The organism is uncultured Brachyspira sp., assembly GCF_944390845.1.
GTDB classification, from domain to species: Bacteria; Spirochaetota; Brachyspiria; order Brachyspirales; family Brachyspiraceae; genus Brachyspira; species Brachyspira pulli.
The window spans coordinates 1-20,056 of record NZ_CALXRM010000063.1 but is presented as its reverse complement, the minus strand read 5'-3'; the positions used below and the strand labels follow the sequence as shown (position 1 = coordinate 20,056).

At 28.2% G+C, this 20,056-nt stretch carries 18 protein-coding genes; 14 read left to right on the top strand and 4 right to left on the bottom strand.

Translation table 11 applies throughout. From position 1 onward, the window contains the following. Nucleotides 1-473: 473 nt before the first annotated feature. Both Q0K52_RS11585 and Q0K52_RS11580 read right to left on the bottom strand, forming a co-directional pair. Nucleotides 474-1,757, bottom strand: a complete 1,284-nt coding sequence (locus Q0K52_RS11585) for a methyl-accepting chemotaxis protein (protein WP_297299573.1) — start codon at nt 1,755-1,757, stop codon at nt 474-476. After that, nucleotides 1,758-2,135, bottom strand: coding sequence for a hypothetical protein (locus tag Q0K52_RS11580; RefSeq protein WP_297299572.1), 378 nt, complete (start codon nt 2,133-2,135; stop codon nt 1,758-1,760). A gap of 186 nt (nt 2,136-2,321) precedes the next feature. Here Q0K52_RS11580 and Q0K52_RS11575 point away from each other — a divergent pair, with 186 nt between their 5' ends. The 3 genes from Q0K52_RS11575 to Q0K52_RS11565 all read left to right on the top strand — a co-directional run bounded on the left by Q0K52_RS11575 (nt 2,322) and on the right by Q0K52_RS11565 (nt 5,151). Then, entirely contained in the window at nt 2,322-3,281 is a 960-nt protein-coding gene (locus Q0K52_RS11575) for an ABC transporter ATP-binding protein (protein ID WP_297299570.1), read from the top strand. A 23-nt stretch (nt 3,282-3,304) separates the two neighbouring features. Beyond that, nucleotides 3,305-4,300: an ABC transporter ATP-binding protein gene (locus Q0K52_RS11570; RefSeq protein WP_297299568.1), complete on the top strand. Its 996-nt coding sequence runs from the start codon at nt 3,305-3,307 to the stop codon at nt 4,298-4,300. 65 nt (nt 4,301-4,365) lie between these two features. Further along, nucleotides 4,366-5,151 (top strand): DUF4253 domain-containing protein, encoded by a 786-nt coding sequence (locus tag Q0K52_RS11565; protein WP_297299566.1) that lies wholly within the window; start codon nt 4,366-4,368, stop codon nt 5,149-5,151. A 533-nt stretch (nt 5,152-5,684) separates the two neighbouring features. Here the strand turns inward: Q0K52_RS11565 and Q0K52_RS11560 are convergent. Beyond that, on the bottom strand, nt 5,685-6,677 hold the full coding sequence (locus Q0K52_RS11560) for a LacI family DNA-binding transcriptional regulator (protein WP_297299564.1): 993 nt from the start codon (nt 6,675-6,677) through the stop codon (nt 5,685-5,687). Between the two features lie 493 nt (nt 6,678-7,170). Here Q0K52_RS11560 and Q0K52_RS11555 point away from each other — a divergent pair, with 493 nt between their 5' ends. The 11 genes from Q0K52_RS11555 to Q0K52_RS11505 all read left to right on the top strand — a co-directional run bounded on the left by Q0K52_RS11555 (nt 7,171) and on the right by Q0K52_RS11505 (nt 18,640). Beyond that, complete coding sequence (locus tag Q0K52_RS11555; protein ID WP_297299562.1) at nt 7,171-8,598, top strand: PTS transporter subunit EIIC; 1,428 nt, start codon at nt 7,171-7,173, stop codon at nt 8,596-8,598. A 125-nt stretch (nt 8,599-8,723) separates the two neighbouring features. Beyond that, nucleotides 8,724-10,205, top strand: a complete 1,482-nt coding sequence (locus tag Q0K52_RS11550) for a glycoside hydrolase family 32 protein (protein WP_297299575.1) — start codon at nt 8,724-8,726, stop codon at nt 10,203-10,205. Nucleotides 10,206-10,272: 67 nt separating this feature from the next. Further along, a complete protein-coding gene (gene greA / locus Q0K52_RS11545; RefSeq protein ID WP_297299559.1) occupies nt 10,273-10,737 on the top strand; it encodes a transcription elongation factor GreA in 465 nt (154 codons plus the stop codon). A 180-nt stretch (nt 10,738-10,917) separates the two neighbouring features. Continuing rightward, nucleotides 10,918-12,411, top strand: coding sequence for a glycogen synthase GlgA (gene glgA / locus Q0K52_RS11540; protein WP_297299557.1), 1,494 nt, complete (start codon nt 10,918-10,920; stop codon nt 12,409-12,411). Nucleotides 12,412-12,434: 23 nt separating this feature from the next. Continuing rightward, nucleotides 12,435-12,962 (top strand): DJ-1/PfpI family protein, encoded by a 528-nt coding sequence (locus Q0K52_RS11535; protein ID WP_297299556.1) that lies wholly within the window; start codon nt 12,435-12,437, stop codon nt 12,960-12,962. 186 nt (nt 12,963-13,148) lie between these two features. After that, on the top strand, nt 13,149-13,949 hold the full coding sequence (locus tag Q0K52_RS11530; protein ID WP_297299554.1) for a Cof-type HAD-IIB family hydrolase: 801 nt from the start codon (nt 13,149-13,151) through the stop codon (nt 13,947-13,949). Nucleotides 13,950-13,977: 28 nt separating this feature from the next. Further along, complete coding sequence (locus tag Q0K52_RS11525; RefSeq protein ID WP_297299574.1) at nt 13,978-14,766, top strand: Cof-type HAD-IIB family hydrolase; 789 nt, start codon at nt 13,978-13,980, stop codon at nt 14,764-14,766. A gap of 14 nt (nt 14,767-14,780) precedes the next feature. After that, nucleotides 14,781-15,566: a Cof-type HAD-IIB family hydrolase gene (locus tag Q0K52_RS11520; RefSeq protein ID WP_297299553.1), complete on the top strand. Its 786-nt coding sequence runs from the start codon at nt 14,781-14,783 to the stop codon at nt 15,564-15,566. Nucleotides 15,567-15,662: 96 nt separating this feature from the next. Continuing rightward, nucleotides 15,663-16,949, top strand: coding sequence for a glucose-1-phosphate adenylyltransferase (locus Q0K52_RS11515; protein WP_297299551.1), 1,287 nt, complete (start codon nt 15,663-15,665; stop codon nt 16,947-16,949). Between the two features lie 122 nt (nt 16,950-17,071). Next, on the top strand, nt 17,072-18,088 hold the full coding sequence (locus Q0K52_RS11510) for an RluA family pseudouridine synthase (RefSeq protein ID WP_297299549.1): 1,017 nt from the start codon (nt 17,072-17,074) through the stop codon (nt 18,086-18,088). Between the two features lie 120 nt (nt 18,089-18,208). Continuing rightward, complete coding sequence (locus Q0K52_RS11505) at nt 18,209-18,640, top strand: PepSY-like domain-containing protein (RefSeq protein ID WP_297299547.1); 432 nt, start codon at nt 18,209-18,211, stop codon at nt 18,638-18,640. 69 nt (nt 18,641-18,709) lie between these two features. Here the strand turns inward: Q0K52_RS11505 and Q0K52_RS11500 are convergent, their stop codons facing one another. Next, the gene (locus Q0K52_RS11500; protein WP_297299545.1) at nt 18,710-19,909 is read right to left on the bottom strand and encodes a MalY/PatB family protein; all 1,200 of its coding nucleotides are present in this window, start codon (nt 19,907-19,909) and stop codon (nt 18,710-18,712) included. Between the last annotated feature and the right edge of the window lie 147 nt (nt 19,910-20,056).

Below are 20,056 nucleotides of genomic sequence, written 5' to 3'. Positions count from 1 at the left end.
AAATTAAAATCCATATTATTATTATACAATATATTAAAAAAATTGACAAACTTAAAAATTTTCAGTATATACTAAGAATTTTTAAGTTTGTCATTTTTTAGTCAACTTTTTCCCGCCGCACACGCTCTGCGGACTTCGTCAAAGTAGCTATATCCTCGACAGGCTCGGATACGCTTCGCGAAAACGCAATTACTAGAACTTTATATTAAAGACATGCCTATTAAATATAGGATATACCCTAAAAATGCGGTCTTTCGCGAAGCGTATCCGAGCCTGTCGAGGATATAAGGTTCTTTGTGCCATACCTAAAGGTACTTCCTTCGGTCGCAAAAGAACTGGGGTTCGGGGCAAAGCCCTGAAAATATTTTAAATTAAAAAAATTATTTTGACAAAATATAGTTGTTTAGGTATAAGTAATTAAGTAAAAGCAAATATTAAAAAATAATTGCCTTTACTTAATTTTATTTTTTATATTAAACTTTGAAAAATGCCATAAGATCTACTAATTCTCTTGCCTGATACATAAGAGCCTGAGATGCAGCTGATGATTCCTGAACTAATGAGGCGTTTTGCTGAGTAACTGTATCCATTTGTGTTATTGCAGTATTTACTTGAAATACTCCCTGCTGCTGTCCTACCGCCATAGAGCTTATATCCTGCATTATTTTTGAAGTGTTTGAGATTTTTTCTTCTATAGATTGGAATATAGCTAATGATTTTCTGGCTGTTTCTGCAGCGTTTTTTATTTTTTCTGCTGAATCTTTTATTAATTCAGTAATACTTTTTACTGAAGTTTGTGAAGTTTGGGCCAAATTTCTTACTTCTGCTGCTACAATAGCAAATCCTCTGCCTTGTTCACCGGCACGTGCAGCTTCTACTGCAGCATTAAGTGCTAATATATTAGTTTGTGATGCTATGCTTTCTATTATCTTAGTTATCTCTGTGATTTTATTGCTTGCTTCATAAACTAATTCAATATTATTAGTAGTTTCTTCTATTATATTTCCGGCTTCTCTTACTGATTTTTCAGAGTCCTGCATCATTTCATTTCCCTGTATTGAGTTATCGACTGAAGATTTTATTGTAGATGCTATTTCTTCCATAGATGAAGCTGTTTCTTCCAAACTTGATGCCTGCATTTCAGTTCTATGTGATAAATCATTGTTTCCATTTGATATTTCTGTTGCTGCTAATGATATTCTGTCAGAACTTGTAAGTACCTGAGATATTATTTCTCTAAGCTTATCGGACATATTTTTAAAACTATGCAATAACATAGCAAATTCTGTTTTATGTTTTAATAATTTTTCATCTATTTGTACTTTTAAATTTCCTTCTGCTATGCTTGATGATAATTTTACACATATATTCAAATTAGTTATTATATTTTTTTCTATAGATACCAAGAATATAAATACAGATATGCCGACAAATAATAATACTATATAAAATATAACATTTGCTCTTACAACTCTTTTATTTGCTTCTTCTAATTTAATTGCATTGTCGCTTTCTAATTTATCAAAGAATTGATCTATAGGCATCATGATTTCATAAACTTTATTTTCATATTCATTTCCATTAACTAATTCTATTGCTTCTAATTGTTTTGCCTGATATTCTGGTGCTATAATATTGTTAGTTGTTTTTGGTATGGATTTTATTATATCCATTGCTTTTGTTTCTAGTACTACCAATTCTTCTGATCTTGATTTAGATAAATTTAAATAATCAAACATTTCTTTAGGGAAATTCAATTATTTCATAACATCTTCATAAGCTTTTGTTTCGCCGTCACTGTATGGTTTTTGCCCATTTGCTAAATATAATGACCAATATAGACCTCTATCATATTTAAGCGGTGTTGCCTTGTTTCCTCCGGATATAGCTATGCAGTCATTGTATGCCCTTTCGTATTTTGAATCTCCTGTAGCTACATAGCTTCTTACAAATTGTGTTAAGAATGCTGAATTCTGCTGATATTTTCTTGCTATTGATGATGAGTCTATTATATATTGATAAATATTTCTAAAATCATTAATACTATTTCTTATGTTGATTTGTAATACAACAAGTATTGAAATTGATAATACTATGTAGATAGCAAATACAATAAATTTGGTTTTGATTTTCATATTTTCTTCCTTAAAATATTTATTTTTATATTAGACTTTTAAGTATTTTACAGCAAAAGAGAATTATTTCAATTTGTTTTATTTGTTTAATTCATTTTTGTTATAAAAAAAATTAGTTAATTGTAAAAATATTAATATTATATTATAATTAACATAATATATTATTTTTAATAAAGTAGGAAATTAATGGACAGTATTTTGAAAGTAGAAAATTTAAAAATGTACTATCATACTTCTAAAGGATTAGTTAAAGCTATTAACGATATTAGTTTTGAAATAAATACAGGCGAAACTTTAGGCATAGTAGGCGAATCCGGATGCGGAAAAACAAGTCTTGGTACATCACTTTTAAGAATGCCGTCAATTCCGGGAAAATATGAAGGCGGAAAAATTATACTTGATAGTGAAGATATTATTCCGCTTAAAGAAGAATATATTAGAAAAAATATCAGATGGTCAAAAATATCTATGGTTTTTCAGGGAGCTATGAATTCACTTACTCCAGTATATACTATAGGCAGCCAAATGATAGAAACATTAAACAGACATGTTGATATGAGTAAGACTGAAGCTAATAAATTGATAGAAGAATATTTAGGATATGTCGGACTTCATTCAAGTGTAGCTAAAAGATATCCTCATGAACTTTCCGGAGGTATGAAACAGCGTGTAGTTATAGCAGCAGCATTATTTTTAAAGCCAAAACTTATTATACTTGATGAACCTACTACTGCATTAGATGTTATTGTACAGGCACAAATAATTAATTTATTAAAAAAACTTAAAAAAGATTTTAATTTATCATTTATTTTTATAACTCATGATTTGGCATTAGAGGCTGAAATTTCAGATAGAGTATGTGTTATGTATGCAGGTAAAATTGCAGAACTAGCAAGCAATGAAGATATATATAAAAATGCTAAACACCCATATACAAAACGTCTTTTAAAAGCTACTCCAAGATTAAATAAAGCAGTTAGTAAACTGGAATTTATTGAGGGAACTCCTCCAGATTTGCTTAATCCTCCAAAAGGCTGTATGTTTTATGAAAGATGCAAAGAAAGAATAGATAAATGCAAAAATGAAGAGCCTGTTATAAAAGATATAGGTAATGGTCATTTATGTGCATGCCATTTAGTTGATTAAATAATATAATAAAGAGAAATATCATGAATGAAGATGTAATATTAAAACTTGAAAATGTAAAGAAATATTTTTATCCGCATACCAGCATAGTGGAAAGTTTATTGAAAAAATCAAAAGAAATAAAAGCTGTTGATGATGTCAGTATTGATGTAAAAAGAGGCGAGATACTTGCTATAATAGGGGAGTCCGGAAGCGGTAAAACCACTATAGGAAAACTTGTTATGAAGCTTATAAATCCTACTTCCGGAAATATAATTTTTGAAAATGAAAATATAAATAATTTTAATAAAGAAGAAACTAATAAATATAGAAGAAATGTTCAAATGATATTTCAGGATCCTTATGCTTCTATGAATCCTAGATTTAAAATTAAAGATGTGCTTAAAGAACCACTATATATTCATAATATTGAAGGTGATGAAAAAGTTTATGATGAAATAGTTATCAAGGCTTTAAAAGATGTAAAAATAAATCCTCCTGAGGAGTTTATGGAGCGTTATCCTCATATGCTTTCAGGAGGACAGCGTCAAAGAATAGCAACTGCACGTGCTTTGATACTTAATCCTAAATTGGTTGTGGCAGATGAGCCGGTTTCTATGATAGATTTATCTACCAGAGCAGAAATTCTTTATATGATGAAAGAGCTTCAACTAGAAAAGAATTTAAGTTATATATACATTACTCATGATTTATCAACAGCAAGATATTTTGCAGATAGAATAGCAGTTATGTATTTGGGAAGCATTGTTGAAATAGGTGAGGCTGATGAAATAATAGATAATCCAAAGCACCCTTATACAAAGGCTTTGATTGCAGCAGTACCGGATGCATCTTCCGGTAGGGTTAACATAATAAAAGAACTTCCTATTACCGGAGAAATACCTAATGCATCAAATATACCAGAGGGATGCAGATTCCATACAAGGTGTATATATGCAAAAGATGAATGTAAAAAGACAGTTCCTAAATTAGAAAATATTAATGATAAGCATTCTGCGGCATGTTTATTTGCTGATTAATTATTTATTGTTGACTTTTATTTTTAAGTACTGTATAAGAATAAAAAAATATTTGGAGTTGTATTATGGCTGATAATATTCAATTAGATGATAATATGCAATTAATAGTAGATTTTCTTAAATGCGATTATGAAGTATTAAAAGGCGGAGTTGAAGATGATACTAAAATAATGGAATGCTACAAAGAACATTTAGAAAAAGGTAAAAAAGAAGGATATACACCTTTAATTATAGTACCAAGTGATGTTCTTTCTGAAGCAATAGAATGTTTTTTGGAAGACAATGATGCCGAAATTGAGGATTCAAAGAAATTAATAAATGAATATATAGAAAAATCTAAAGAAGTAAATTATAAAGATTATATAAATCAAAACATTGAAGATATTTATGATGATAAAGAATATATTGAAGAAATAAAAAAATCATTCAATGCTCCTATAGTAGAAGGCTTTGAAGTATTTGATAGTTTTGGTTCTTATTATGATTATAGTTTAGATAATCCTGTTACTTTTGATTTGATATTAGCGAAAATTCCTACTACTAATCCTTATGAATTGGCATGTTATATTCCTATGGGCGGTTTTAATGATTGTCCTAATCCCGAAACACAAGCAGCTATTTTCAAGTATTGGTATGAAAAATATAATGTTTATCCTGCAGTAGTAGGTTATGATACTTGGGAGCTTTGGGCAGAAAAACAGCCTAAAACAGAAGAAGAAGCTAGAGAACTTGCACTTGAACATTATTATTTCTGTTTGGATAGAGTAGATCAATATGCTGAAAATTATGATCATGGTAAATTGGCTGGAACATTATTAAAGTCTAATGTTTGGTATTTTTGGTGGGATTAATTTTAGTAAATATTTTTTTGTTTTGCTATTTGTGAGTCATTATATTTAATTAATATATTGGCTCACTTATTTTTAAGATATAAGCATATTAATAAAATAAAAAATACTTATTTAATAAATTGTATTTAATTATGGAATATACCTAAACAACTATATTTTGTCAAAAATAAATTTATATTTTTATTTTTATATCTGGGGCTTTGCCCAAACCCAACTTCTTTTGCGACCGAAGGAAGTACCTTTAGGTATGCCACAAAGAACCTATATCCTCGGCGGGCTCGGATACGCTTCGCGAAAGACTGCATTTTTAAGGTATATCATATATTTAATAGGCATATTTTTAATATAAAGCTTTAGCAATTGCGTTTTTCGCTCTGCGTGCCGTAGGCAGCAACTTTTTTGTGCGGCAAAAAAGTTGATAATATTACATAATGTGCAGTAGTCGGAAAATGAAATCGTTTCAGTATATACTCAATGAAAAGAATAATTATTTAATAAATTTGTTTTTTGAATAATAAGATAAAATTATATTATTATCTTACGCTTTTTCCTTCAATAAATTCATAACTTATATATAGCACTTTCTTAACATCAACATTATTTATTAAATCTATTAAAGTATTAGCAGCACAAACTCCAGCATTAAAAGAATCAAATTTTATTGTAGAAAGTCTAGGTTCTATAATTTCATCGATTTCATATCCTCCAAATGATATTACAGATATATCATCAGGCATTTTCAACCCTTTTTCTTTTATTACTTTATATACGCTATGAGCTTGCCTGTCTGTAGAACAGATTATAGCATCTAATTTTTTGTTTTTTAATAATTTTTCGGTGGCAATTTTAGCACTGTCATAAGAAAAATCAGCTATTTCTATGCTTACATTGTTTATATTATAATTTTTTAATCCATCTAAAACACCGTTTCTTCTTGTTATACCAATTGCAACATCTCTTTCATCTACAGCAATAAAACCTACATTTTTATGTTTTTTACTTCCAATATATTCTCCAATTTCAACACCAGCATTATAATCATCATTAACTATGCTTACACCGTCAGAATATTCCTGTCCATAAATAATAATAGGTATATCCAGTTTTTTTAAAGCTTTTCTATGTTCATCAGTTATTTCTGTGGCACTTAAAACTATTCCATCAACATTTAATCTTTTTAATTTTTCTATATAATGAATTTCTAATTTAGAGTCATGATTAGTATTTATAATAATTGGCATATAATGCTTTTCTCTAAAAGTCTTTTCTAATCCAGTTAATACTCTAGAAGTAACTATGGAATCTAAAGCAGGTACTATAACACCTATCATATAACTTTGTTTAGCATTTAATCTTGCAAAAGTATTTGGTTCATAATTGTATTTTTTTATTATTTTGGCTATTTTATCTTTAGTTTCCTTTTTTATATATCCGCCATTAAAATAACGAGAAATAGTTGTTTTTGTTACACCTGCTATCTCTTTCATAGTTATTTTTTTCTTATTTGAATTCTTACCAGCTTTCATACTAACCTATTATTCTCCTCTACAAGGATAATAGTATACACTTTTTTAGACTAAAATACAAATTCATAATTTTATAATAATAAAAAAATAAGCATTTATTAGAATTATTTTTTAATTTTTTAAAGCGATAAATGAGCAGCTGATAACTGATGGGTGAAGTTTTCAGCTATTTTTCAGCGAGTTTATCGCTAGCAATAATAAAAATTATTTTACATATAGTACATATTTTATATGATTTAACGTTATTATTTGCTTTTATAAACCATATTGTAAATTATAAAAATCTAACTGAATAACTAAGTTGTTATTATAGCGATGTGAGTATATAAATTATAAAAAAATTGACTAAAATATAAGTTTTATTATATTAAATATGTAACTGAAAACATAAAAAATTATATGAAAATTTCATATAGTAGTTGACAAATATTAAAATAATGCTATTATTATTTATGTAACCGATTACATAAATAATAATCAATAGGACTTTTTTATGGCTATCAATTATAAAAAAACTGCTGAAGAAATTGTGAAAGTAGTTAATAAAGATAATATTATATCTGCCACTTTCTGTGCTACAAGATTAAGATTAATAGTAAAGAATAGGGAAAGCATAAAGGATTCTGATGTACAAAAAATAGAGGGTGTTAAGGGAGTATTTTTCAATTCAGACCAATATCAAATAATACTTGGTACTGGTGTTGTAAATAAGGTTTATGATGAAGTTGTACAGTTAGGTGTTACTGGTTCAGCAAAAAAAGATGATAGCACAGTAACAAAAACAGATGATAAAAGCGGAAATAAGTTCAAAAAATTCATATGTATATTTGCTGATGTATTTGTACCTATAATGCCAGCCATGATAGCAACAGGTTTATTTTTAGGTCTTAAAGGTGCATTGATAAATGACAGCTTTTTAGGACTATTTAATATAAAAGTAGCTGATATACCGGTATCTGTTTTAACATTTATGAGTGTGTTAACAGAAACAACATTTGCATTTTTACCAGCTTTGGTATGTTGGTCTACTTTTAGAGTATTTGGCGGTTCACCTATTTTAGGTATATTATTAGGTTTAATGTTAGTTTCTCCTGCTTTACCTAATGCATATTTAGTAGCCAATCCAGACAGCGGAGTTAAACCTATAATGTTATTCGGATTTATACCTATAGTTGGTTATCAAGGAAGTATATTGCCTGCTCTTATTGCTGGTATTATAGGTTCTAAATTAGAATTAAAATTAAGAAAGATTATACCTAACATAATAGATATATTAGCTACTCCATTTTTAACATTGCTTATAATGCTAATATTATCTTTAGCTGTAATAGGACCAATATTCCATATAGTTGAACAATGGATATTAATAGCTATAAATTTCTCATTATCTTTGCCTTTTGGTTTAGGCGGTTTGATAATAGGATTTGGAATCATATTTATAGTAGTTACAGGTGTTCACCATATAATGAATTTGATAGAAATATCTTTACTTGCTGCTACAACATTTAATCCAATCAATCCTCTTTTAAGTGTTGCCAATTTAGCTGCCGGTGCTGCTTGTTTAGCTGTTAGTTTAAAAACTAGAAGAAAAAGCGTAAAAGCTATGGGATATGGTGCTACTTTATCAGCTTGGCTTGGTATTACAGAGCCTGCTATATTTGGTATAAACATAAGATATGGAATAAAACCTATGGTATGCGGTGCTATAGCTGCCGGTATCACTGGATTAATTGCCAGATTATTAAACTTACAAGCTACTGCTAATGGCGTTACTGGTATTCCTGGTACATTACTTTATATTTATGATGGAAAACAATTAATAGGTTATATTAGTGTTGCCATACTTACAGTTGTTTTATCTTTTGCTATTACTTGGTTCTTTGGAGTACCAAAAGAGTATATGCAGGAAGATGAAGAATAAAATTGACACATTTAGATAATTTCTACATAAATCCAATAAAAATTATTTGTTCTACTTAGTATCATGTATTGTCTTTATACATGATACTAAGTAATTTATAAAAAATAATTCAAGGAAATAAAATGATAAATCTGGTTAGTAAAATTTTTAAAGAAGCAATCAATAAAAAAGAAACTGAATATATAAAAAGTGATAAAAGCAATGATAAATGGAGACTAAAATTCCATTTAATGCCTATAGTCGGCTGGATGAATGATCCTAATGCTTTATCATATTTTAAAGGTAAATACAATATACATTTTCAATACTCACCTTTCGAGGTTGAAGGCGGATTAAAATTTTGGGGACATTATAGAACTGAAGATTTAATAAATTACGAATATGTGGGAGTATCATTATACCCAGATGAAAAATACGATTGTCACGGAGTGTATTCTGGTTCTGCTTTTATAGAAGATGATAAATTATATGTATATTATACTGGTAATGTAAAGCTTCTAGGAGAACATGATTACATAGAAAGTGGAAGGGAGGCTAATACCATGCTTACTGTCTCCGAAGATGGTATTAACTTCTCTGAAAAAGAATGTTTAATGGAAATGAAGGATTATCCTAAAGATATAACTAATCATATAAGAGACCCTAAAGTATTTAAAGTGAATGATACTTATTATATGGTACAAGGTGCTAGGAAATATGGCCCTGACAGAGATAATGATATTGGAGAAGTATTAGTATTTTCTTCAAAAGATAAAAGGAATTGGAAACATATAAGCACTATACATACAAAAGATACTTTCGGTTATATGTGGGAATGTCCTGATTTATTTAATTTAGACGGACAAGATATTTTATTGACATGCCCTCAAGGTGTTAAACAAGTAGAAGGGCTATACGAAAATATTTATCTTTCAGGATATTTTTTAGTTAATGATGATTATAAAAATAAAGATTCTGTAATTGTAGATAATTTCACTGTAATAGATAAGGGATTTGATTTTTATGCTCCTCAAACATTTTTAGATGAAAATGGAAACAGAGTAATAATTGGCTGGATGGGAGTACCTGATACAGAAGAAGATCATAAAAACTTAACTGTTCCGTATGACTGGCAGCATTGCTTAACTATACCTAGAGAATTAAGTTTGAAAAATGGAAAGTTATATCAAATTCCTCATAGAAAATTAGAAAAATTAAGAAACAAAGTAGTATTAGAAAACAAATATTCTCAAAACACTTTATCTGATAATTTAATTTCAAATGATATTTCATTATATGATGTTATTATTAACAACATTAAAGAAGAAAATTTGAAATTATTAATATCAGATGGTGTTTGCATTAAATACGAAAACAATAGATTTATATTAGAATTTGTAGGGGATATAGGTAAAAAAATAGGCGGCGGCAGAACAAAAAGAAGTGCTGAATTAAAAACTTTAGAAAATATTAGAATATTAATAGATACATCTACTATAGAAATATTTGTCAATGACGGAGAATTGGCATTTACAACAAGATATTATCCTGATGAATATTCTTTCAAAGTTTGCGGAGAGATGAGCGTGAAAATATATCAATTAGAAGGTTTTAAATTTACTCATTAATCTTTTTATTTGTAAATATTTAAAAATAGTTTATAATATTAAGATTATTATAATAAGGATATTAACTATGGCAAAACCAATTACAAAAGAAGGATATGAAAAAGTAAAGGCAAAACTCACTGAATTAAAAGCAGAGTTTGAAACTTTACCAGCTATTATTGCAGAAGCTAGAGAAAAAGGCGATTTAAAAGAAAATGCTGAGTATCATGCTGCAAAAGAAAGACAAGGATTATTAAATGCTCAAATATCAAAGTTAGAAGGTGATTTAGCAGGCTGTGAAATAATAGATCCAGCTTCTTTAGATAAAGACACTGTAACTTTTGGTAAAAGAGTAAAAGTAAAAGATAAAAACAGAAATGCTACTTTTGAATATAGAATAGTAGGTGAATTAGAAGCAGATATGAGTAAAAATGAAATAACTATAGTAACTCCTATTGCTAAAGGATTATTAGGCAAAAAAGTTGGAGATGTTGTTACTATAAAAGTACCTGCTGGAGATAAAGTTTTAGAGATATTGGAAATTAATATATAATTTTATTAAAAAATTTAGTATTATAAAGAATTCTATTAATTTTTAATAAATTAATAGAATTCTTTTATTTTTGTCAAACTTTTACTATAATAGTATTGTAAAAATTCAATTTTACTTGAAGTTTTTAAATAAAGTTATATATTTAAAAGTATATTCCACTATTATTTATAGGAGTTTATTATGCCAAAAATGAAAGTTATGATAGCATCTTCTGAAGCTACACCATTCATAAAAACAGGTGGACTTGCTGATGTTGTAGGTGCTTTGCCTATTTATCTAAAAAAATTAGATGTAGAAGCTTGTGTGGTTCTTCCAAAATATAGAGATATTAATTTTCATGATTGTTATTTAGAGAATGTACTTCCTACTATGGGAGTATGGATGGGTAGTGGTGAAGAATGGTGTTCAGTATTTAAAACTGTAAAAGACGGAGTTGATTTTTATTTTATAGAGCATCATAGTTTCTTCAGCAGAGAAGGACTTTATCATGATGCCTCTTTCAATGATTATCAAGATAATGCTTGGAGATTTGGATTCTTTTCTCGTGCTGCTTTGCAATTATGTAAAGATTTACAATTAAATGTAGATGTAGTTCATGCTAATGACTGGCAAACTGCTGCTATTCCAGCATATATTAAAACTTGGCACTGGAATGATCCTGTAGGACGTGCTGCCAGCTTACTTACTATACACAATGCAAATTATCAGGGTATATATAATGCTACTACTACTTATGATTATTTAGGTTTAGGCTGGAACAATTTCAGTCCTGATACTTTTGAAGATCATGGTAATATCAATTTCTTAAAAGGCGGAATATTTTTCTCTGATGTAGTTACTACTGTAAGCCCTACTTATGCGAGAGAAATTGCTTCTCCTTATGGCGGTCATGGTATGGCGCCTTATTTACAGAATAAAACTACAAGTTTCTTTGGTATACTTAATGGTATTGATGAAGATGTTTGGTCACCTGAAAAAGATAAATTTATACCTGCTAATTACTCTGTAAGTGATATGAAAGGTAAAAAAGTATGTAAAAGAGAACTTCAAAAAAGATTCTTATTAGAAGAAGACGATGATGTTGTTCTAATAGGTGCTATAGGAAGATTTGTTGATCAAAAAGGATATGATTTAATAGCTTCAATAATAGATCCATTAGTAAATAACATGAAAGTACAATTCTGTATATTAGGTTCAGGTGAAAAAGGATTAGAAAGCTTCTTTGGCGATATACCAAAAAGATATCCTGGCAGAGTAGGTTCTTATATAGGCTATAATAATGAATTATCTCATTTAATAGAAGCTGGTTGTGATTTATTTGTAATGCCTTCATTATTTGAGCCTTGCGGACTTAATCAAATGTATTCTTTAAGATATGGAACTTTACCTATAGTACATGCTACTGGCGGACTTGAAGATACTGTTGAAAATTATAATGAACAAACAGGTGAAGGTACAGGATTTAAATTCTATGACTCTAACCCTTCAGCATTATATAATACTATTGGTTGGGCTGTTAGTGTTTATTATGATCATAGAGACAGATTCACAGAAATGCAAAAAAGAGGAATGAAAATAGATAATTCTTGGGAGAAAAGTGCCAAAGAATATGTTAAAGCTTATGAACTTGCTATTTTAAACAAAAATAATTATGATAGAAATTGTGGATTATAATAAATATTTGGAGAATTTTACTAATGGGAAACACTAATAAAATTTTATTCGTTTTATCTGGGCAAAACTTCCAAGATGAAGAATATTTTGAAAGCAAAAAAATATTTGAAAATGCAGGATATAAAACTGAAGTATCATCTACATTTATAGGTACTGCACAAGGTAAATTGGGCGGTATGACTAATATCGATTTGCTTTTCAGTGAAGTAGATGCTATGGAATTTGATGCTGTAGTATTTATAGGTGGTATTGGATGCATAACTTTATGGGACGACTGGCGTACCCAAGGTCTTGCTAAACTATTTTTAGATAATCAAAAAGTAGTAGCAGGAATAGGAAGCGGTGTTGTTATTATGGCTAATGCTAAAATATTAGATGGCGTTAATGTTACTTGTTTATCTGCTGATGAATCGCATGTTAGACATGGTAATGCTAATATTATGTCTGATAAAGTGGTAGTTTCTGGAAGTATTATTACTGCTAATGGTCCTGATTCATCAAAAGAATTTGCCAATACTATTGTCAATATATTGAATAACGTGTCAAAATAAATATTCTATTTTTTATAAAGGTAAAGGATCTAATTTTTTAGATCTTTTGCCTTTTTATATAATTAATTTTTAACAAAACATAGTCATAAAAAATACTTACAATTTTTAATTATTATCATATACCAATTGAAAAACTTTTTGATTATATTATAATATTTTCCAAAAAATAATAAATGGTAGTATAAAATGGTAAAAGCAGTATTTTTTGATATAGACGGAACTTTAGTTAGTTTTAATACACATAAAATTTCAGAAAATTCTAAAAAAGCTCTCAAAGAATTAAAATCCAAAGGTATAAAAGTTTTTATAGCAAGCGGAAGAGCTTTATTTCAATTAGATAATTTGGAAAATTTAGAATTTGACGGTTATATAATGATTAATGGATGTAATTGCTTCATTAATGAGAATGGAAGCCTAAAAGAAATATATAAAATTTCATTGGATAAAAATGACTTATTTACTTTGATGAATTATCTTGATAAAGATAGATTCCCATGCACAATAATCACTGCAAATGATATACATATTAATTATGCAGATGATGTAATTAAAACATTATACACAATGGCCAAAGTAAATATTCCAGAAGTAGTAGATTTTAATAACTATATAATAAATAATTATGATAAAATCTTGCAGCTTAATATTTTTGTAGATGAGAATAAAGAAAAATATTTAATGAATGAGGTACTAAAAAATTCGGAATCAAGCAGATGGCATTTTTCATTTGCTGATGTTAATCATAAAGGCAGCGGAAAAAATGTAGGAATAGATAAGATTATCGAATATTACGGCATAGATTTATCAGAAACAATGGCTTTCGGTGACGGAGGAAATGATATAGGTATGATAAAACATGCTGCTATAGGTGTTGCTATGGGAAATGCTAATGAGAATGTAAAAAAGATAGCAGATTATATAACAGATGATGTTGATAATGATGGTGTTTACAAAGCATTAAAACATTTTAATTTAGTAGATTTTTAATGTATTGATGAAAGAGAGAATAAGTAATATGATAAAAGCAGTATTTTTTGATATAGACGGAACTTTAGTAAGTTTCAAAACACATAAGGTTTCAGATTCTTCTAAAGAAGCTATAAGAATATTAAAAGAAAAAGGAATAAAAGTTTTTATAGCTACTGGAAGGATAAAAATGCATATAAACAATGTAGATGATTTAGAATTTGACGGTTATATAACAGCAAATGGATTCGATTGTTATATAGGAGATAAATCCATATATAGACATGGCATAGCAAAAGAGGAAGTATATTCATTAATAGATTATTTAAAAAATAAAGAACAATTTCCATGCTCTGTTATGATGGCTAAGGGTGTAGTTATAAATTATATAACAGATGAAGTTGCTAAATATTTGGAATCTATTAATCTAAAAATAAATGTAGCAGAAAATTATTATGATTTTTTAGTAGAAAATATAGATGATATATTACAAATCAACTTATTCGTTAATGAGGAAAAAGAAAAAGAATTAATGAGTAAAATATTCAAAAATTGCGAATCCAGCAGATGGCATCCAGCTTTAACAGATGTTAATACCAAAGGCGGCGGAAAACATATAGGTATAGATAAAATCATCGAATATTACGGCATAGATTTATCAGAAACAATGGCTTTCGGTGACGGAGGCAATGATGTTTCTATGATAAAACATGCTGCTATAGGTGTTGCTATGGGAAATGCCAATGAAAGTGCTAAAAAAGCGGCAGATTATATAACAGATGATGTTGATAATGACGGCATTTACAAAGCATTGAAACATTTTAATATAATAGATTAATGAGGATAAGAAAAATGATAAAAGCAGTATTTTTTGATATAGACGGAACTTTGGTAAGTTTCAAAACACATAAGGTTTCAGATTCTTCTAAAGAAGCTATAAGATTATTAAAAGAAAAAGGAATAAAAGTTTTTATAGCTACTGGAAGAATAAAAAATCATATAAACAATGTAGATAATTTGGAATTTGACGGTTATATAACAGCAAATGGATTTGATTGCTATATAGGAGATAAATCTATTTACAGACATGGCATAGCAAAAGAAGAAATATATTCATTAATAGACTATTTAAAAAATAAAGAACAATTCCCTTGCTCTGTTATGATGAATAGCGGTATATATATAAATTATGTTAATGAAGATGTAGAGAAAGTTTCAAAATCAATTAATTTACCTATACCTGCCGTAGATAATTATTATGAGTTTTTAGAAAAGAATATAGATGATATTTTGCAGATAAATTTATTCGTTAATGAGGAAAAAGAAAAAGAATTAATGAGTAAAATATTCAAAAATTGCGAATCCAGCAGATGGCATCCTGCATTTACAGATGTTAATACCAAAGGCGGCGGAAAGCATATAGGAATAGATAAAATAATCGAATATTATGGTATAGATTTATCAGAAACAATGGCTTTCGGTGACGGCGGAAATGATATTACTATGATAGAGCATGCTGCTATAGGTGTGGCTATGGGAAATGCTAATGAAGGTGTAAAAAAAGTTGCTGACTATATAACAGATGATGTTGATAGTGACGGTGTTTATAAAGCTTTAAAACATTTTAACATATTATAATATATATGTATTATATTTCTTGAAAAAGGTTCTTTTTTTTACTATACTTATAATATATGAATTATTTAGTATAATAAAAATTATTGGAGTTTTTTTATGAGAGTATTTAATACTGTTGCCTTGATACTTGGTGGAGGTAGAGGAACAAGGCTTTATCCTTTAGTAAAAGCACGTTCTAAACCAGCTGTATCTTTGGGCGGTCAATACAGAATGATAGACATACCAGTATCTAACTGTATTAATAGCGGATTCAGAAATATATATGTTATTACACAATTTAATAGTGCATCTTTAAACAATCATATATATAATGCCTACAGATTCGATAACTTCTCTGGCGGTCATGTAAGTATACTTGCAGCAGAACAGACTGATACTAATATAGATTGGTATCAAGGTACTGCTGATGCTGTTAGAAAGAATTTGGAACATTTTGACAATGAATTTGTTAATAATATTGTTATACTTTCCGGTGACCAAGTTTATCGTATGAATTATAATGTAATGCTTCAGCATATGCTAGAAACTGGTGCTGATATAGTAGTTGGTACAGTACCTGTTGTAAGGGAAGATGCTAAAGGATTTGGCGTAATGCTTGTAAATAAAAGAGGTCAAATCACTAACTTCCATGAAAAACCAAAAGAAGATGAAGCATTAGATGCATTAAAATTAAGCGAAGAACAAAAGAAAATGTTCAATATAGAAGATCCTGAAAAAGATTATTTGGCTTCTATGGGTATTTATGTATTCAGACGTAATGTACTTAAAGAACTTTTATCTGATGTTTCTATGATTGACTTTGGTAAAGATATTATTCCTGAAGCTATAAAGAAATATAAAGTATATAGTTATGCATTCCAAGGTTATTGGGAAGATGTAGGAACTATAAAAGCATATTTTGAAGCTAATATTTCTTTCGGAAGTAAAAATCCTCCTTTTGATTTTTATGATGAGAATGCTCCTATTTATACTCATGTACGTTACTTATCACCTTCTAAAGTTGAAAAAGCTACTGTAACTTCTAGTATAATAGCAGATGGTTGTAGAATAGAAAATGCTACTATCAAAGATTGTGTTATAGGTGTTCGTTCAGTAGTTCAAAGCGGTTCTGAATTGGAAAGAGTAGTTATGATGGGAAGCGACTATTATGAAGATAATGATGACATTGAAAGACTTAATGTTAAGCAGCTTCCTAAAATTGGTATAGGTAAAAAATGTACTCTTAAAAATGTTATCATAGATAAGAACGTTAGAATAGGAGATAATGTTACTATTACTAATAAAAAGAAAATACAGCATCAAGACAGTGATTTCTACTGTATAAGAGACGGTATAGTAATATTACCTAAAAATACAATAGTGAAAAGTGGTACAATAATATAAAGTTTGTGTAAGTTTGTTTGTTGCGGGTAGAAGTAATAATTATTATTCTTCTGCCCAATTTTTTTATTTGCATATAACTTAAATATTTTGACAATTTCTGATATATTAGTATAATAGCCCGCATGAAAAAATCGAAAAATAAATTGCATTTAGATACAGAAGAACTTTATAAAAAATCAGTTATAAGAAAATGCCGTATAGAAGAAAACATTGAAAATAATACAAGATTGGATAAATATATGGGTGACAGATTTTCTTATTATTCAAGAAATAAATGGCAGGATTTAATAGGTCAAGGATTGGTTCTTCTTAATGGAGAAAAAGTCAAATATACAAGAACTGTAAATAAAGGCGATGAAATAGCTTATCATATAATAGGAATGAAAGAACCTGAAGTAGATAAAAATGTAACTATAATCTATGATGACGGTGATTTGATAATAGCCAATAAACCTGCTAATTTGCCTGTTATACCTTCTGGAAAATATTATCACAATACTTTGCATACCATTGTTAGAGAAATGCTTCAATGTAATATTAACATGTTAAACAGAATAGACAGAGAAACTAGCGGCTGTGTGGTACTTTCAAGAGGTCATGAAGTTGCTTCAAAATTTTGTGCTATGATTGCCGGAAGAAAATTGAATAATAAAAAAAGAAGTATAAAGAAAACATATATTGCCATAGTGGAAAATGCAAAAGATATTGAAGATAAATTTGTTGTGGAAGGCTATATGCTTGAAAGCGGACATAAATATTACAGACGTTTTCAAACATTGCATAAAGAAAATGTGGAAGGTTCAAAATATTCAAAAACTGCTTTCAAAACTATTAAACGTATTGGTGATTATGCTATAGTTATGGCTAGATTATATACTGGAAGAATGCATCAAATTAGAGTGCATTTATATTCTAAAAATCTTTATATGGTTGGAGATAAAATTTACGGTAAATATGGGCCTCAAGTATTCGATGATTTTATAGAAAAAAATATTATACCTGAAGGATTTTTTCCAAGACAGGCACTTCATGCTTATAGCTTGGAATTTAATCACCCTATTACTGATGAATTAATAAAGGTAAAAGCTCCATTTTCTGAAGATTTAAAAAAGTTTATAAGGAAGTTGAAATATATTTAAATAAAATGTAATTTTTTTGTAAAATAATTGTAAATAAACTTGACAAAATTAATAAAAGTGCTATACTTATAATTGTAAAGATAATTTACATGTAATAATTAAAAAACAAGGAGAGTAATCATGAAAAAATTATCTATTTTATTTTTATCATTAATGGTTTTATCAGTTTCTAGTTTGTTTGCTGATGATTGGGTAGTACCTGTTTCTCAATTACCTGCAAATGCAAGATCATTCATACAAAGAGTATTCCCAGATGCACAAATATTCAAAGTTGAAAGAGATGGAAGAAAATTTGATGTTAAATTGTCTAATGGTGTATCTATAGACTTTTTATCTAATGGGGAGTGGGAAAATATAGACAGTGAATATACTCCTATACCAGAAAGTGCTTTCCCTCCTGCTGTTATAAAAGCATTAAAAGCTTCTTATCCTCAAGCTGCTATAATTGATGCTGAAAAAGAATGGGGAAATTACAAAATCAAATTAAACAATATGATGGAAGTTATGGTATCAGGCAACGGACAAATAATGGGACAAAAATTTGATGATTAATTAAATTATCAATTAAAAAGCGGTAAGATTATTAAATAAAAACTTACCGCTTTTTTTATTTTAAAAAACTTATTTATAATTTTTATTATTTAATTGATTAATAACTCTTTGAGTAAAAAGTTTTATATATTCAAAATCAGTAGCCACATTCACTCTTATAAAACCTTTAAAATTATTAGAAAACCATTCACCATAATCTATTGCTATTCTGCAGTCATCTTGTATAAGCTCTTTAACTCTGTCTTTATTAACTACTTTTCTTAAATCTATAAAAGGCAAATATGTACCTTCTAAAGGACTTACTATTATATCAGGAACTTTTGATTTTAATTCATCTCTTATATATTCATAATTACGTTTTATAGTTTTTAATAAACCGTCAAGCCAATCTGCTCCGTATCTGTATGCTGCTTCTGTAGCAGTCATGCCAAGCAGACTTAATTCTGTTCTATTAACAGTGCTTACATATTTATTGTATATTTCTCTCATTTTTTCATCTGGTATTATTATATGAGAATTTAAAAGGCATGCTAAATTGAATGTTTTTGAAGCTGAAGATAATACAATCAATCTATCCATATATTTATCTTTATTTTTTATAGATAATGCTGATATAAAAGGACGTACTCCTAAATTTATATCTTGATGAATTTCATCAGAAATTATATAAACATTATTTCTCTTACATATATCAAAAACTTTATTTATTTCTTCATCTGTCCATACTCTGCCTACTGGATTATGGGGATTACAAAATATCATTAATTTTGCATTATTATTTTTTATATCATTTTCTAATTTATCAAAATCTATAGAAAATATACCATTATCATTTTTTAATTCGCATTCAATAAGATTTCTTTCATTGTCTTTAACTGCATTATGAAAAGGATAATAAACAGGTGTAAGTATAATCACACTATCACCTTTTTTTGTAAAAGCATTAACCAACCAATATAATGCTGTTACTAGACCAGTAGAAAAAGATATCCATTCTTCTTTCAAATCTATATTATATCTATTTTTCTGCCAATTAAAAAATGCCTCAAAATAACTATCCCATAAAACTGTATATCCGAAAACTCCATGAGCAATTCTTTTATTTAAAGCTTCTATTACTTCATCTGGTGCTTTAAATTCCATATCCGCAACCCACATAGGAATTAATCCGTTTTCATTAAATCTTTTATCTTTTATAGTTTCCCATTTCTCTGAATTTGTATTTTCTCTTTTTACTAAATATCTGCTGTTGAATTCTTCTATTGTCATAACAATACCTCAAATTAAATTTATGATTTACCATTATACATATTTAATTTTTCATTTCAATCTTAAAAAATCTTAGTATATACTGAAAATTTTTAAGTTTGTCAATTTTTTTAATATATTGTATAATAATAATATGGATTTTAATTT

Bases quoted from the DNA above. Each gene is read 5' to 3' on its own strand.
- Q0K52_RS11580 (WP_297299572.1), bottom strand. From the start codon at position 2,135: ATGAAAATCAAAACCAAATTTATTGTATTTGCTATCTACATAGTATTA.
- Q0K52_RS11575 (WP_297299570.1), top strand. From the start codon at position 2,322: ATGGACAGTATTTTGAAAGTAGAAAATTTAAAAATGTACTATCATACT.
- Q0K52_RS11570 (WP_297299568.1), top strand. From the start codon at position 3,305: ATGAATGAAGATGTAATATTAAAACTTGAAAATGTAAAGAAATATTTT.
- Q0K52_RS11565 (WP_297299566.1), top strand. From the start codon at position 4,366: ATGGCTGATAATATTCAATTAGATGATAATATGCAATTAATAGTAGAT.
- Q0K52_RS11560 (WP_297299564.1), bottom strand. From the start codon at position 6,677: ATGAAAGCTGGTAAGAATTCAAATAAGAAAAAAATAACTATGAAAGAG.
- Q0K52_RS11555 (WP_297299562.1), top strand. From the start codon at position 7,171: ATGGCTATCAATTATAAAAAAACTGCTGAAGAAATTGTGAAAGTAGTT.
- greA (WP_297299559.1), top strand. From the start codon at position 10,273: ATGGCAAAACCAATTACAAAAGAAGGATATGAAAAAGTAAAGGCAAAA.
- glgA (WP_297299557.1), top strand. From the start codon at position 10,918: ATGCCAAAAATGAAAGTTATGATAGCATCTTCTGAAGCTACACCATTC.
- Q0K52_RS11535 (WP_297299556.1), top strand. From the start codon at position 12,435: ATGGGAAACACTAATAAAATTTTATTCGTTTTATCTGGGCAAAACTTC.
- Q0K52_RS11530 (WP_297299554.1), top strand. From the start codon at position 13,149: ATGGTAAAAGCAGTATTTTTTGATATAGACGGAACTTTAGTTAGTTTT.
- Q0K52_RS11525 (WP_297299574.1), top strand. From the start codon at position 13,978: ATGATAAAAGCAGTATTTTTTGATATAGACGGAACTTTAGTAAGTTTC.
- Q0K52_RS11520 (WP_297299553.1), top strand. From the start codon at position 14,781: ATGATAAAAGCAGTATTTTTTGATATAGACGGAACTTTGGTAAGTTTC.
- Q0K52_RS11515 (WP_297299551.1), top strand. From the start codon at position 15,663: ATGAGAGTATTTAATACTGTTGCCTTGATACTTGGTGGAGGTAGAGGA.
- Q0K52_RS11510 (WP_297299549.1), top strand. From the start codon at position 17,072: ATGAAAAAATCGAAAAATAAATTGCATTTAGATACAGAAGAACTTTAT.
- Q0K52_RS11505 (WP_297299547.1), top strand. From the start codon at position 18,209: ATGAAAAAATTATCTATTTTATTTTTATCATTAATGGTTTTATCAGTT.
- Q0K52_RS11500 (WP_297299545.1), bottom strand. From the start codon at position 19,909: ATGACAATAGAAGAATTCAACAGCAGATATTTAGTAAAAAGAGAAAAT.